16 protein-coding genes are annotated in these 14560 nt (G+C 47.0%); all 16 read left to right on the forward strand.

Annotation, left to right across the window (positions count from 1 at the left end; all coding sequences use genetic code 11):
• Positions 1-7 precede the first annotated feature (7 nt).
• Complete coding sequence (gene mreD / locus SHK35_RS11685; protein ID WP_318705184.1) at positions 8-526, forward strand: rod shape-determining protein MreD; 519 nt, start codon at positions 8-10, stop codon at positions 524-526.
• Complete coding sequence (locus SHK35_RS11690; RefSeq protein WP_318705163.1) at positions 519-3410, forward strand: penicillin-binding transpeptidase domain-containing protein; 2892 nt, start codon at positions 519-521, stop codon at positions 3408-3410. The genes mreD and SHK35_RS11690 overlap by 8 nt, the downstream gene beginning before the upstream one ends.
• Before the next feature lie 15 nt (positions 3411-3425).
• Entirely contained in the window at positions 3426-4097 is a 672-nt protein-coding gene (locus tag SHK35_RS11695) for a septum site-determining protein MinC (protein ID WP_318705162.1), read from the forward strand.
• A gap of 49 nt (positions 4098-4146) precedes the next feature.
• Positions 4147-4983, forward strand: a complete 837-nt coding sequence (gene minD, locus SHK35_RS11700) for a septum site-determining protein MinD (protein ID WP_318705161.1) — start codon at positions 4147-4149, stop codon at positions 4981-4983.
• A gap of 14 nt (positions 4984-4997) precedes the next feature.
• On the forward strand, positions 4998-5264 hold the full coding sequence (gene minE / locus SHK35_RS11705) for a cell division topological specificity factor MinE (RefSeq protein ID WP_318709908.1): 267 nt from the start codon (positions 4998-5000) through the stop codon (positions 5262-5264).
• 18 nt (positions 5265-5282) lie between these two features.
• Positions 5283-6404: an FtsW/RodA/SpoVE family cell cycle protein gene (locus tag SHK35_RS11710; RefSeq protein WP_318705159.1), complete on the forward strand. Its 1122-nt coding sequence runs from the start codon at positions 5283-5285 to the stop codon at positions 6402-6404.
• A gap of 2 nt (positions 6405-6406) precedes the next feature.
• A complete protein-coding gene (gene mgsA, locus SHK35_RS11715) occupies positions 6407-6802 on the forward strand; it encodes a methylglyoxal synthase (RefSeq protein ID WP_318705158.1) in 396 nt (131 codons plus the stop codon).
• Positions 6786-7775, forward strand: coding sequence for a D-alanyl-D-alanine carboxypeptidase family protein (locus tag SHK35_RS11720; RefSeq protein WP_318709909.1), 990 nt, complete (start codon positions 6786-6788; stop codon positions 7773-7775). Before mgsA ends, SHK35_RS11720 begins: the two co-directional genes overlap by 17 nt.
• Before the next feature lie 83 nt (positions 7776-7858).
• Positions 7859-8278: a twitching motility protein PilT gene (locus SHK35_RS11725; protein ID WP_318705156.1), complete on the forward strand. Its 420-nt coding sequence runs from the start codon at positions 7859-7861 to the stop codon at positions 8276-8278.
• Between the two features lie 95 nt (positions 8279-8373).
• On the forward strand, positions 8374-9771 hold the full coding sequence (locus SHK35_RS11730; RefSeq protein WP_318705155.1) for an HlyD family efflux transporter periplasmic adaptor subunit: 1398 nt from the start codon (positions 8374-8376) through the stop codon (positions 9769-9771).
• Between the two features lie 9 nt (positions 9772-9780).
• On the forward strand, positions 9781-10473 hold the full coding sequence (locus SHK35_RS11735; RefSeq protein ID WP_318705154.1) for a YggS family pyridoxal phosphate-dependent enzyme: 693 nt from the start codon (positions 9781-9783) through the stop codon (positions 10471-10473).
• Positions 10474-10494: 21 nt separating this feature from the next.
• Positions 10495-11019, forward strand: coding sequence for a cell division protein SepF (locus SHK35_RS11740; protein WP_318705153.1), 525 nt, complete (start codon positions 10495-10497; stop codon positions 11017-11019).
• Between the two features lie 72 nt (positions 11020-11091).
• Positions 11092-12201, forward strand: a complete 1110-nt coding sequence (aroB, locus tag SHK35_RS11745; RefSeq protein WP_318709910.1) for a 3-dehydroquinate synthase — start codon at positions 11092-11094, stop codon at positions 12199-12201.
• Positions 12194-12730, forward strand: a complete 537-nt coding sequence (gene lspA, locus SHK35_RS11750) for a signal peptidase II (protein ID WP_318705151.1) — start codon at positions 12194-12196, stop codon at positions 12728-12730. The genes aroB and lspA overlap by 8 nt, the downstream gene beginning before the upstream one ends.
• Before the next feature lie 15 nt (positions 12731-12745).
• On the forward strand, positions 12746-13654 hold the full coding sequence (locus tag SHK35_RS11755) for an RluA family pseudouridine synthase (protein ID WP_318709911.1): 909 nt from the start codon (positions 12746-12748) through the stop codon (positions 13652-13654).
• Between the two features lie 167 nt (positions 13655-13821).
• The gene (locus tag SHK35_RS11760) at positions 13822-14454 is read left to right on the forward strand and encodes a cytidylate kinase-like family protein (RefSeq protein ID WP_318705149.1); all 633 of its coding nucleotides are present in this window, start codon (positions 13822-13824) and stop codon (positions 14452-14454) included.
• Positions 14455-14560: the final 106 nt, after the last annotated feature.

Raw genomic sequence — 14560 nt, forward strand, 5'->3', positions numbered from 1 at the left:
GATGCGGATACTCAGAAAAGTGATTGTGACAATATTCATTATCGTTTGTTTTGTGCTGCAGTGCAGTGTGTTTGACAGCTTATCCTTTGCAGGAATTATCCCCAATCTGATGATTATTCTCACTGCGTCCTTCGGCTTTATGAGGGGGGAAAAGGAGGGGCTGATCATCGGATTTTTCTGCGGACTTTTGAGCGATGTGTTTTTTGGAAGCTTTTTGGGGTTTTATGCCCTGATTCTCATGTATATAGGTTATTTGAACGGAAAATTCAGCCGGATTTTCTACCCGGAGGATATTAAGCTTCCCATGGCGCTGATTGTGGTAAGCGATCTATCCTATGGAATTGTGTGTTATGTTCTTATGTTTCTGCTGAGGGGGCGTTTTCATTTTTGGTATTATTTCACAAGGGTGATACTGCCGGAAGCGCTGTACACCATTGTGGTCACCCTGTTTTTGTACCCTGTTATTTTAAAGGTAAACGAAAAGCTGGAAGCAATTGAAAGAAGGAGCGCACAGAAATTTGTTTGACGAGTTAAAGGAACATATTATCAGCATCATAACCAGCCGTTTGACGATCCTGACCGTGGTGTTTTGCGTGCTGGCGGGAATTCTCGTGTATCGCTGCTTTGATCTGCAGATCGTGCATGGGGAAGAGTATTTGAATGATTTTATTCTCCAGACGGAGAAAACCAGGGATATTCCCAGCACGAGAGGGCGGATTTTTGACAGGAACGGAGAGCTCTTAGCCGAGAATGAGCTGGCTTATTCCGTGAAAATTGAAGATGTGTTTGAATCAGGCCGGAGCAAAAACCAGAATCTGAATGAAACGGTGTACAGGCTGATTCAGATGATTGAGAAAAACGGCGACAGCGTGATTACGGATTTCAGGATTATCCTGGATGAAAACGGAGATTTCGCCTATACGGTGGAGGGGACCAGCCTGCTTCGCTTTCTGGCAGACGTCTATGGGTATACCACCATAGATAAGCTGAAGGAGGACGAGCGCACCTCAACGGCACAGGAGATTATGGAATATTTAAGCCGCAATACGGGCAGCGGCTTTGCCATTGGGGAGTATGAGGAAGAAGGGGATTCCAGCACCGATTTTGTGCCCGGGAAGGGATATACCAGTGAGGAATGGCTTAAGATGGTAACCATCCGTTATGCCATGAGCCTGACCTCCTATCAGAAATATATCGGCACCACGGTGGCTTCCAATGTCAGTGAAGAGACGGTGGCTGTGATCAAGGAAAATTCAGATTCTCTGCCGGGAGTCACCATAGAGGAGGATACGGTACGGCGTTATGTGGACAGCCAGTATTTTGCCCATGTGCTGGGGTATACCGGAAAAATTTCCTCGGAGGAGCTGACCGAACTGAATGAGGAGGCTGCGGCCGCAGGAGGAAGCGCAAATACCTACAGCATAAATGACGTGGTGGGGAAGAGCGGCATCGAGGCCTATATGGAGACCACTCTGCAGGGGACAAAGGGCTTTGAGCGGGTCATTGTGGACAATACCGGAAAGGTGATGAACATTGTGGAGCGGGTGGAGCCCCAGTCGGGAAACGATGTTTATCTGACCATTGACAAGGAGCTGACCGAGGCTGTTTACAATATTGTGGAGCAGAAAATGGCGGGACTTCTCTCCAGCAAGATCGTCAACGCCAAGACCTATGTGGCTGGAGAAAATTCGGACAGCTCTGACATTGTAATTCCCATTTATGACGTGTATTTTGCGCTGATTGACAATCAGATTATTGATGTAAAGCGTTTTTCCCAGGAAGACGCCGGGGAGAAGGAGGCGGAGGTTTACGATAAATTCCTTGCTTACAGACAGTCCGTTTACGATGAACTGCGCTATGAGCTGACGGAAGGAATGACGCCCTACAACCAGCTTTCCACGGAATATCAGGTATATCAGAGCAATATTGTACAGCTTTTAAACAGAAACGGCGTGATCATGACCGAGGCTGTGGACTCCCAGGATTCCACGCAGATTGCCTGGGCAGTGGATGAGGTCATCAGTCTGAACGAATATTTGAAATATTGTATCGCTCAAAACTGGATCGATGTAAGCAAGCTGGAGCTGGACGACCAATATTCCGATTCCGCTGAAATTTTCGACAAGCTGGTGTCTTATATCATTGAAATGATTGACAAAAACAGTGAGTTTCAGAGACGCTTCTACAAATATATGCTGCTAAATGATGTGATAAGCGGCAGGGACGTGTGCATGATTCTCTGCGAGCAGAATGCGGTGGAGGTTCCCGTGGAGGATGAGGAGGCCCTCTATAACGGTTCCATGACGGCCTACCAGTTTATGAAAAACCGCATTGACAATCTGGATGTGACGCCGGGACAGCTGGCGCTGGACCCTTGTAACGCTTCCGTGGTGGTCACGGATGTGAATACGGGAGATGTGCTGGCCATGGTGTCTTATCCCGGAATTGACAACAATAAGATGGCAAATTCCATCGACGCGGATTATTACGCATGGCTGCAGACGGACAAGGCAAGCTCCCAGTTAAACCATGCCACCCAGTCCCCTCTGGCTCCCGGCTCCACCTTTAAAATGGTGACTGCGGCTGCCGGACTTACGGAGGGTGTGATCGATATAAATGACAGGGTAAACTGCGTGGGCACCTTTACTGCCATCACCCCGTCCCCCAGATGCTGGAGGCGGTCCGGCCACGGAAATGAAACGCTGGTGACGGCAATACGGGATTCCTGCAACTATTTCTTTTACAATATAGGGTATATGCTTTCCACCAGGTCAGGCGTGTACAACGAGACCGAAGGTCTGGATACCCTTTACCAATATGCCGATCTGTTTGGACTCACGGAAAAATCGGGAGTGGAAATTACAGAAGCCTCCCCCAATGTGTCGGATACGGACCCGGTTCGTTCTGCCATTGGACAGGGAAGCAACAGCTTTACCACGGTTGGACTGGCCAGATATGTGACCACAGTTGCCAATCGGGGTACCTGCTTTGAGCTGACCCTTCTTGACAAGGTTGCGGATTCTCAGGGCAATGTGTTAGTGGAATATGAGCCTGAGGTGAGAAACACCGTGGACTTATCGCAGGACTATTGGGACAGCGTTCATTCAGGCATGCGTCAGGTGGTGGAGAACAAGAGCTATTTTGGCGATCTGGCAGTGAATGTAGCCGGAAAGACGGGTACGGCGGAGCAGACCAGAACCAGGCCCAATCATGCGCTTTTTGTCTGCTTTGCGCCTTATGAAGAGCCTGAAATTGCCATTACCACCAGGATTCCCTACGGTTATTCCTCAGATTATGCAGCCCAGGCTACCCGGGATATTATCAAATATTACTACGGGCTTGCCGAAGAGGAGGATCTGATTACCGGTACGGCGGATGCGCCGGATGGCGGTATTTCCAATGAAATGTAACAGGAGTGAGAAGGATTGAAGGACAAGGTAATCATTAAAAGCTTTCCAAACGGAATCACTCTTCACATGGATGAGGAGACGGATTTTGACGATATTTTGGAAGAGCTTGCCTTTAAATTTTCTGAGGCCAGAAATTTTTTCGGCACGGCCAGCGTGGCCCTTTCCATGGAGGGAAGGGCGCTTTCGCCGGCCCAGGAGATTCTCGTGCTGGAGACCATAAGGAAATCCAGCAGCGTCAATGTGGTCTGCATTGTAGGGAAGGACGAGGCCACCAATAAAAAGTTTATCAAGGCTCTCCAGCATGTGGAAAAAAAGCTGACCGGAGGGGACGAGGGTCAGTTTTACAAGGGAACCTTAAAGAACAGGGAGGTTTTGGAGACCGAAAACAGCATCGTGATCCTGGGGGATGTGTACCCGGGGAGCGCCGTGATTTCCGCCAGAAATATCATTATTCTGGGGGGATTGTACGGAGAAGCCTATGCAGGGGGGAACGGGCAGGAAAACGCTTATGTAGTAGCGCTTGAAATGGAGCCGGAAAGATTAAAAGTCGGCGATTTCAAATATAAGTCAAATACCAGACAGTCAAAATGGGGCATTCGCCCGAAGGTACAGCCGAAAATTGCATATGTGAAGAACCGGAAGATTGTTTTTGAACCCCTTACCAAAGAATTACTGGACTCAATTTAGGCTTTCGCAGTCCAGGGGACGACATATTCTAAACAGGAGGATTTTCAGTATGGAAAACAATTTTTCTGCGAAAGAAAAGCGTTCGGAGGAAAGGAGCTCCGAGGTAATTGTCGTCACTTCAGGAAAAGGCGGTGTGGGGAAAACCACCACATCTGCAAATGTAGGAACCGGTCTTGCAAAGCTGGGCAAAAAAGTATGCCTGATCGACACCGATATCGGACTGCGCAATCTGGATGTTGTGATGGGATTGGAGAACAGGATTGTATACAATCTTGTGGATGTAGTGGAGGGAAACTGCCGGGTAAAGCAGGCTCTCATCCGGGACAAGCGTCATCCGGGACTGTATCTGATGCCCTCTGCGCAGACCAGGGACAAGTCGGCTGTGTCGCCGGGGCAGATGGTTAAGGTGATTGATCATCTGCGGGAGCAGTTTGATTATATTATTCTGGACTGCCCTGCGGGGATAGAGCAGGGGTTTCAGAACGCCATTGCCGGCGCGGACAGGGCCCTTGTGGTCACAACGCCTGAGGTTTCCGCCATCCGCGATGCAGACAGAATCATAGGGCTTTTGGAGGCCAATGGGTTTAAACAGATGGATTTGATCATCAACAGGCTGCGCATGGATATGGTGAAAAGAGGGGATATGATGTCTGCCTCCGATGTAGTGGACATTCTGGCAATTCCATTGATTGGAATTATCCCTGATGATGAAAATGTGGTGGTGGCCACCAATCAGGGGGAGCCCTTAGTGGGCAACGATACGCCTGCGGGAAGGGCCTATGCCAACGTGGTGCTGCGCGTGGAGGGGAAGGAGGTACCCTTCTTGAATTTTGACAAGGGAATTTCATTTTGGACGAGGGTAACGGGCATTTTTCACAGAGCATAAGGAGGAATGATGTTATGAAGCATTTTTTTCGCAAGAAAAGCTCCTGCCAGGTTGCCAAGGACAGATTGAAGATTTTGCTGATTTCTGACCGTGTAAATTGCTCGCCGGAAATGATGGAGCTGATAAAAACAGATATTGCAAAGGTGATATCAAAGTACATGAAGATAGATTCTGCCAATATGGAGATTCAGATAAACGCCAAGGGGAGCAGGAACGGGAGAGGAATGAAAACACCTACCCTGTATGCAAATATCCCCATTCTTGATCTCCATAAGCAGTAGAAAAACAGAAAGGAAGCTATGTTCAAAAATTACAGGATACGCGATTATGATTTTAAGCTGATATTGATGCTTGTGGCTCTTTCGGCCATCGGCGTCATGGCCATCGGAAGCGCGGAGGAATCCCTTCAGACAAGGCAGCTTGCAGGAGTGGCGGCGGGGATAGCAGCCATGATCGTTATTTCCTTTTGCAATTATTCCGTGATACTTCGGTTAAACTGGCTGATGTATTTTGGAAATATTGCGCTGCTTGGACTGGTAATGATTGTGGGAGACGATGCCAACGGCGCCCAGCGGTGGCTGGAAATAGGGGGACTTCGCTTTCAGCCGTCGGAAACTGCGAAAATTTTATTGATTTTATTCTTTGCACAGTTTATTATGAAATACAAGGAGAAGTTAAACAGCTTTAAAATGATCGCGGCCTGCGCTGCGTTGATTGCGGTGCCCTGGTACATGGTAAAGGAGCAGCCTGCGCTGTCCACCAGCATTGTCCTGATCGTTGTATTTTGCGTGATTATGTTTGCCGGGGGCATCAGCTGGAAGCTGGTGCTGGGAGTGCTTGCAGTGATCATTCCGGCTGTGGCTATTGTGATTTCCCTTGCGCTGCAGCCGGACAACTCCGTGCTTGAGGACTATCAGAGAACCAGGATACTTGCCTTTATCAATCCGGAGGAATATGCCAGTGAGGAGGCCTACCAGCAGTTAAATTCTGTGATGGCAATCGGATCGGGACAGCTGGATGGAAAGGGCTATAAAAACAATGAGATCACATCGGTAAAAAACGGTAATTTTATATCAGAGGCAGAGACAGATTTTATCTTTGCGGTGATCGGTGAGGAGTTTGGTTTTAAGGGCTGTGTGGTTGTGATTGTTCTGCTGTTTTTGGTGGCTTTAGAGTGCATATCCATTGCCAGAAAGGCCAAAGATACGGCAGGAACCATTATTGCAGCGGGAATGGGGGGGCTTGTGGCCTTTCAGAGCTTTTTTAATATTGGAGTGGCAACCTTTCTGCTTCCCAACACAGGACTGCCGCTTCCGTTTATCAGTTATGGTCTGACTTCGCTGCTGAGCCTGTTCATAGGGATGGGGTTTGTATTGAACGTAAGGCTTCAGGCGAAAAAATCAAATAGAGAGAGGGTATAAATATGAACATTGCTTTGATTGCGCATGACGCAAAAAAGAAACTGATGCAGAATTTCTGTATCGCGTATCGGGGGATTCTCAGCAAAAACGATCTGTACGCCACAGGCACAACAGGAAGGCTGATAGAGGAGGTTACCAATTTAAGCATACACAAGTACCTTGCGGGGCATCTGGGGGGAGAACAGCAGATCGGAGCGCAGATTGAGCACAATGAGATTGATCTTGTGATTTTTCTGCGGGATCCTTTGACATCCAAGTCCCATGAACCGGATGTAAACAATGTGGTGAGGCTTTGTGATATGCACAATATTCCGCTGGCTACCAATCTTGCAACGGCGGAACTGCTGATCAAATCCCTGGACAGAGGAGACTTAGAGTGGCGTGAAATGTACAAGTAAGAAACGCATGATTTTGGCCTGGATTCTGTTTTCCGCCGTTTTTTCCCTGGCCGGCTGTTCTGGGACGTCCTTTGATATGCCCTACAGCGTGGACTCCCAGGTGAGCAGCTTTAATGTGCTGGCCGGCGGACAGAGCGCACAGACGGCGGCTTCCTTTGCAGAGGATCTGTGCGTGGTCACGGAGGATATCACAGATGATGCGTCTGTGGATATGTCTCAGGCCCAGGCGGCTGTGCTCTTTGATGTGAACAACAAGGAGGTGCTCTATGCCAAGAATGCCCATGAACGTCTGTATCCGGCCAGTCTGACAAAGGTGATGACAGCTCTTGTAGCCTTGCAGAACGGCTCCCTGGATCAGGTGCTTACAGCTTCCTCTGCTGTGAACATCACGGAATCCGGCGCGCAGCTCTGCGGCGTGGAGAGCGGTGATACCATGACCCTGGATCAGGCTCTGCATATTCTTCTGATGTATTCTGCTAATGATGTGGCTATGATGATTGCGGAAAATATCGGCGGCTCAGTGGAACGCTTTGTGGAAATGATGAATGAGGAGGCGCTGCGCCTGGGAGCCACCAACACGCAGTTTGCAAATCCCCATGGACTTTCCGATGACAGTCATTACACCACAGCCTATGACCTGTATTTAATTTTCAATGAGGCTGTGAAATATGAGTCCTTTAACGAGATCATACATATGACCAGCTATCAGACGGTTTATTATGACCAGGAGGGAGAGGCAAAGGAGATTTCCTTTGAAACCAGTAATCTTTTTCTGCGGGGCACCTATCAGACGCCTGCCAATGTGACGGTGATCGGAGGCAAAACGGGAACCACCAATGCTGCGGGCCATTGTCTGATTCTGCTGTCCAGAGATGTTAACGGAGCGCCGTATATATCGGTGATTCTGCGCGCCCAGGCCAGGGATGTGCTGTATGCCCAGATGGCTGATCTGTTAGACGAAATCAACAAATAGAGGTTGTTTTTTGATATAAGATAAACTATAATAGAAACAGATAGAAAATTTCTTATCACTAATTTACAATAGGAGGGTTACCGATGGTTCAGTTAATTGTAGGAAAGAAGGGCAAGGGCAAGACAAAGCATTTATTGGACAAAGTGAATAGTGAGGTAAAAAATATTTCCGGCAGCATCGTATATTTGGATAAAAGCACCAAGCATATGTACGAGCTGAACAATAAGGTGCGGCTGATTAACGTCTCCGAATACCTTGTTGAAAATGATAGTGAATTTCTCGGATTTGTGTGCGGAATCATTTCGCAGGATCATGATCTCCAGCAGATGTATTTTGACAGCTTTTTGAAAATTTCCTGTCTGGAGTCGGCAGATATCACAGCTGCAGTATCCAAGCTGGAAAAGATCAGCGAAACCTTTGGCGTGGACTTTATACTCAGTATTTCTCTGGATGAGGCGGATCTTCCGGAGAACCTAAAGGAAAAGGTAATTATCTCCCTGTAATTTATGCTGTAATAGGATTTGAATAAAGGTGAAAACGTAAGAAAAGCCTCGGATACATACCGAGGCTTTTGCCAAGTTAGGTGGAGGCTCGAAAATTGGCAAAAAACAAAGTGAAAAAATATAGAAAGCCTTTAAATCTGAATATTGGAATGATTATTTTTGGCGTAGTGTTCGTCTATGTGGTAATCTGTATTATCATGTATTTCCAGACCACCCATATCGTTCGTTATGAGGTGCAGGAGGGGTCTTTGGCCACGGATAATCTTTACCGCGGCGTGATATTGCGAAGCGAGACAGTGGTGAACACAGAGGCTGCGGGATATGTAAATTATTATGCCAGGGAAGGCGAGAGAGTGGCCAAGGGGGACTTGGTTTATACCATAGATGAGACGGGGAGGCTGAACGAATACCTGGAGGACTTAAGCCTTGGAGAAAATTCTCTGAGCGATAAGGAGCTGGCGGAATTTAGAAGTGAGATTGTAAGCTATATGCACGGCTTTGAACCCCAAAATTATGAGAGTATTTATGAATTTAAAAATTCTTTGAAAAATACAGTGTTAAAGCTTGCCAATGCCAGTATGCTGGAGGGAATAAACGACATAAGCGACACCTCTGGCATTGCAAACATTGTCAATTTCTGCAATGCACCTGAGACAGGCGTGGTTGCCTATTGGACGGACGGGTATGAGGGACTGACCGCAGATGCCGTTACGGAAGCGGTTTTCGACGAAAAAAATTATGAAAAGACCCAGTATCTTGGAAATGAGCTTTCCGAGGCCGGCACACCGGTGTACAAGCTTTCCACCAGCGAGACGTGGTCTCTTGTGATCCCCATTGAGCCGGACAGAGGTGCCCAGCTGGAGCAGGAGGGCTATGTAAAGGTGCGTTTCCTTAAGAATCAGTATGAATCCTGGGGGCAGACACAGCTTTTGAATAACGGGGACGGCAATACCTATCTGCAGCTGACCTTTACAAATTCCATGATCACCTTTATCTCGGACCGCTTTTTGGATGTGGAGCTGATTCTTTATGAGGAAACCGGCTTGAAGATTCCCAATTCCTCCATTGTGGAGAAGGAATTTTTCCTGATTCCAGAGGAGTATGTGACCCAGGGCGGCGATAACGGAAGCGACGGCGTGATCAGACAGTGCTACCTGGAGGACGGTACCATATCCAGCGAATTTGTGGAGACAGAGGTCTATTATTACGACAGTGATACAGGGGAGTACTATCTGGATGTTTCTATCCTGAATTCAGGCGATGTGCTGCATAAGACGGACAGCCAGGAGACCTATACGGTGAGTAAGCGGGCTACACTGATCGGGGTCTATAATATGAACAAGGGTTACGCTGACTTTAAGCAGATTAATATATTGTACCAAAATGATGAATATTCCATTGTGGAAGCCAACACCCGGTATGGGCTGAATGTTTACGATTACATTGTACTGGACGCGGAGGCGGTCAGCGACGATCAGTTTATCTATGAATAAGGAGAGGCTATGATTGCAGACAGAATCAAACAAGTGAAGGAAAATGTCAGGGCGGCCTGCAGGGAGGCTGGAAGGGACGAAAAAGAGGTGACGCTGATTGCGGTCAGCAAGACAAAGCCGGTTTCTCTTCTGAGAGAGGCTTATGAAGCTGGAATAAGAGATTTCGGGGAAAACAAGGTGCAGGAGCTTGTGGACAAGATGGAGCAGCTTCCGGGGGACATCCGCTGGCATATGATCGGACATTTACAGCGCAATAAGGTAAAGTATATTGTGGGAAAAGTCTGGCTGATTCATAGTGTGGATTCCTACAGGCTGGCGGAGGAAATCAACAGAGAAGCGCAAAAAAAGCACACAGAGGCCAACATTCTCATCGAAGTGAATATGGCCCAGGAGGAGAGTAAATTCGGAGTCTCTCCCAAGGATGCCCCGGCGCTTGTGGAAGAGATTTCCAAACTGCCGGCTGTTCATATAAAAGGCCTTATGACAGTTGCTCCCTTTGTGGAGAATGCAGAAGAAAACCGCTGTTTTTTTCGAAAATTGAAACAATTGTCTGTTGACATAGCGGAAAAAAACATTGATAATGTTTCTATGAATATTCTTTCCATGGGAATGACAGGAGATTATCAGATTGCAGCGCAGGAGGGCGCCGTTTACATCAGAGTAGGCACCGGAATTTTCGGCGAACGGGATTATAGTGTTTAGGAATAAAGGAGAGTAATTACAATGGGTGTAATGGACAAGTTTTTGAATTACATGAAGATCAACGAAGAAGACGATGATTACTATGATGATGAATATTTGGATGATGATGAGGAGGAAGTAGCTCCAGCGCCCAGAAAGTCAAATTCTTCCAAGTCGAAGGATACGGAGGAATACGAGGAGAGGGGAAGCAGAAGGGCATCCCAGCCTAAGGTGACTCCCATACGCCAGTCCGTGACAAAGAGAATGCCGAATGCAAGCGGAATGGAGGTTTGCGTGATCAAACCCACCTCAGTGGAGGATGCGCGGGAAATTACAGAAACGCTTCTGGCAAACAGAACCGTAGTGCTGAATCTGGAAGGTCTGGATGTGGACATTGCACAGAGAATTATAGACTTCACTTCGGGCTCCTGCTTTGCAATATCGGGTAATCTGCAGAAGATTTCCCATTATATTTTTATTATCACGCCTGCAAGCGTAGATGTTTCGGGGGATTTTCAGGATATTTTCGGAGGAACCTTTGAGTCTCCCATCAATAATGGATTATAGTGCATGAAGAAAACTTCCCCCTGTATGGAACGGGGAAGTTTTTTGCAGAAAATACGAAAAGGGAAAGAAAAAATGGCACAGAGATTACCGATTCTTTACAATAAAAAACCATGCTATGATATTGTATTTGCCCAGTCCTTTGAGGGGCTGTGGGAGGAGCTTTCCTTGCTTGGCTGTGCGGAAAAGCGGCTCTGTATCGTCACGGATTCCAAGGTGGACGAGCTTTACGGAGATGAGGTCAGGAATCTTTTAGAGGGCAGATGTCTCAAAACCGCAAAATTTGTGTTTCCTCAGGGAGAGGAAAATAAGACGCTGGACACTGTAAGGACGCTGTATCGCTTTCTGATAGAGGAAGGTTTTGACAGAAAGGATATGCTTCTTGCACTGGGAGGCGGCGTTGTGGGCGATCTGGCGGGATATGCAGCGGCCACTTACCTGCGGGGAATTGATTTTGTGCAGATTCCCACCACACTGCTTTCACAGTGCGACAGCAGCATCGGGGGAAAGACAGGAGTGGATTTTGACGGCTATAAAAACATGGTAGGGGCCTTCAAGATGCCAAAGCTGGTGTACATGAACCTGAGCGTTCTGCAAACTCTGGATGACAGACAGTTTTTTTCCGGCTTTGCAGAGGTTATGAAGCACGGGCTGATAAGGGATGCGGTGTTTTATGAATGGCTGATCGATAAAATGTATGAAATCTGCGAGCGCGATTTGGATACTCTGGAGGAAATGGTGATGAGAAGCTGCGCAGTAAAGAAGCTGGTGGTGGAAAAGGACCCTACGGAGCAGGGAGACAGAGCGCTTTTGAATCTGGGACATACCATCGGTCATGCCATTGAGAAGGCAAAGAATTTTGAGCTTTATCACGGCGAATGCGTGGCGCTGGGAACGGTTGCGGCCGCTTATATTTCATGGAAGCGGGGTATGCTTTCCATGGAGGAATATTATGAGATCAGGGATATGTTTGTTCCCTTTTATCTTCCCATCACTGTAGAGGGAATTGATCCCCAGGAGATTCTGCGGCTGACTAAATCGGACAAGAAAATGAGCGCAGGGAAAATCCGGTTTGTATTATTGAAAAAAATCGGCAAGGCAGTGATTGATCATACTGTAACCGATGAGGAAATTCTGGAAGCCGTAAGGGAAATCTATTTTAGCGAAGAGGATGCACATGAGTAAAAAGAATCATAAGAGAAGAAAGATTCTGCTTTTGGACGCTGTGGTAGCTGCAGTGCTTTTTGGCATTGACCAGTTTACGAAGTATTTGGCGGTGCTTCATTTAAAGGGAAATGAGCCTTATGTCCTCATTGACGGAGTGCTGGAGCTGCAATATCTGGAAAACAGAGGGTCTGCCTTTGGGATGCTTGAAAATCAAAAGGTATTTATTCTTTTTGTGGGCATTGTATTTATGGCAGTGATTCTGTTTTTCCTGTTTAAGCTTCCCAGCGAGAAAAAATTTAATATTGTCCATATTCTGCTGTCCTGCATTATTGCAGGCGGCGCAGGCAACATGGCGGATCGTTTCCGTCTTGATTATGTGGTGGACTTTATTTCCTTCGTTCTGATCAATTATCCTATTTTTAATGTGGCGGATATTTATATTGTATTGTCAACCATTGGTTTGTTTATTCTATTCTTGTTTGTATTTAAAGAAAAGGATCTGGAATTTTTAAGCTTTAAGCAAAACCGTTACAGAGAGATGAAATAGGGAGAGGAAGCTTCCATGGATGAATTACGCTTCCAGATAACAGAGGATATGGAAGGAGAAAGGCTTGACAAGTGTATGGGGATGCTTCTGGATTCCCTGTCACGCTCCTTTCTTCAAAAATTAATTAAGGATGGCCAGGTTTTGGTAAACGGGGAGACTGCAAAAGGCAGCTATCGGGTAAATGCGGACGATGAGGTTGCCTTTTTTCTTCCCGCGGCGGTGGAACCGGATATTCTGCCGGAAAACATTCCTCTTGATATTCTTTATGAAGACAGTGATCTGATTGTTGTGAACAAGCCCAAGGGTATGGTAGTGCACCCGGCGGCGGGACATTACAGCGGCACGTTGGTCAATGCGCTGATGTATCACTGCGGAAAGGAATTGTCAGGCATTAACGGGGTGATGCGGCCAGGGATTGTGCACCGTATTGATAAAAACACCACCGGTTCCGTGATTGCCTGCAAAAATGACAGAGCCCACGCCTCCATTGCAGCCCAGCTGAAGGAGCATACCGTAAACAGGCGCTACAGGGCTGTCTGCTTAGGGGCCCTGCCGGATGACCAGGGTGTGATTGATGCGCCCATAGGGCGTCATCCCACAGACCGAAAAAAAATGGCAGTAAATGTAAGAAACGGAAAACGGGCGGTGACCCATTTCCGGGTGCTGGAGCGGTTTGTGGGGTACACCTATATCGAATGCGTGCTGGAGACGGGAAGAACCCATCAAATCAGGGTGCATATGGCAAGCATCGGCCATCCCATTTTGGGGGACGATGTGTATGGTCCAAGAAAATGTCCCTTTTCCCTTCAGGGGCAGACGCTGCATGCGAAGACCATAGGCTTTCAGCATCCCTCCACTGGGCAGTATCTGGAGATAGACGCTCCCCTGCCGGAATATTTTCAGCGCCTGTTAACCTTACTGTAATTATAAGCCGGATAAATTTTGCTAATGTCGGTAAATTCAAACAAAAAATTAAAAAAATTTGAAGATTGGTTGTGCAAAAGGCAAAAATATTGTATAATACAAACAGATAAATGCGGAGGGCTTCTTTTAAAAAGCATTTATACTTTTGACAGAAGGCAGGTGTTTCTATGAATACAATTATTACGATTGGACGCCAGTTTGGTTCCGGAGGACGTGAAATAGGGGAAAAGGTTGCAGAATATTTCGGCATTAAATGCTATGATAAAGAGCTTCTGACCCGTGCCGCACAGGAAAGCGGTTTTTGTGAGGAAATGATCAGAAATCACGATGAGAGACCTACAAATTCATTCCTGTATAATCTGGTTATGGATACTTATTCCTTTGGCTATAATTCCTCCTCCTTTGTGGATATGCCCATCAGCCACAAGGTGTTTCTGGCCCAGTTTGACACCATTAAAAAAATTGCTGACGAAGGCCCCTGCGTGATCGTAGGCCGCTGCGCAGACTATGCGCTGGCAGATTATAAGAATTGTGTTCACCTGTTTATTTTCGGAAACGAGGATGTAAAGGTAAAAAGAATTATGCAGAAGTATGATCTGCCGGAGGCAAAGGCCAGAGAAATGATCCTGAAAAAGGATAAGCAGCGCCAGAGCTATTACAATTATTATTCCTCCAAAAAATGGGGCCGGGCAGACAGCTATGACCTGTGCATCAACAGCAGTGTTCTGGGCGTAGAGGGCACGATGAAGCTGATTATCCAGTATGTGGAAGATTTTGAGAAACGGAGCGAAGCTAAATAGGGAGGCCGGACAGGCTGGCCAAACAGGTTGTAAATAAGCTTGAGTTTCCGCAAACTGCAATAAAAAGACAGATATGTCTTTCCAAAGTACCAATCTGCCGATTTTT

The organism is Candidatus Acetatifactor stercoripullorum (assembly GCF_944382095.1).
Lineage (GTDB): Bacteria > Bacillota > Clostridia > Lachnospirales > Lachnospiraceae > Acetatifactor > Acetatifactor stercoripullorum.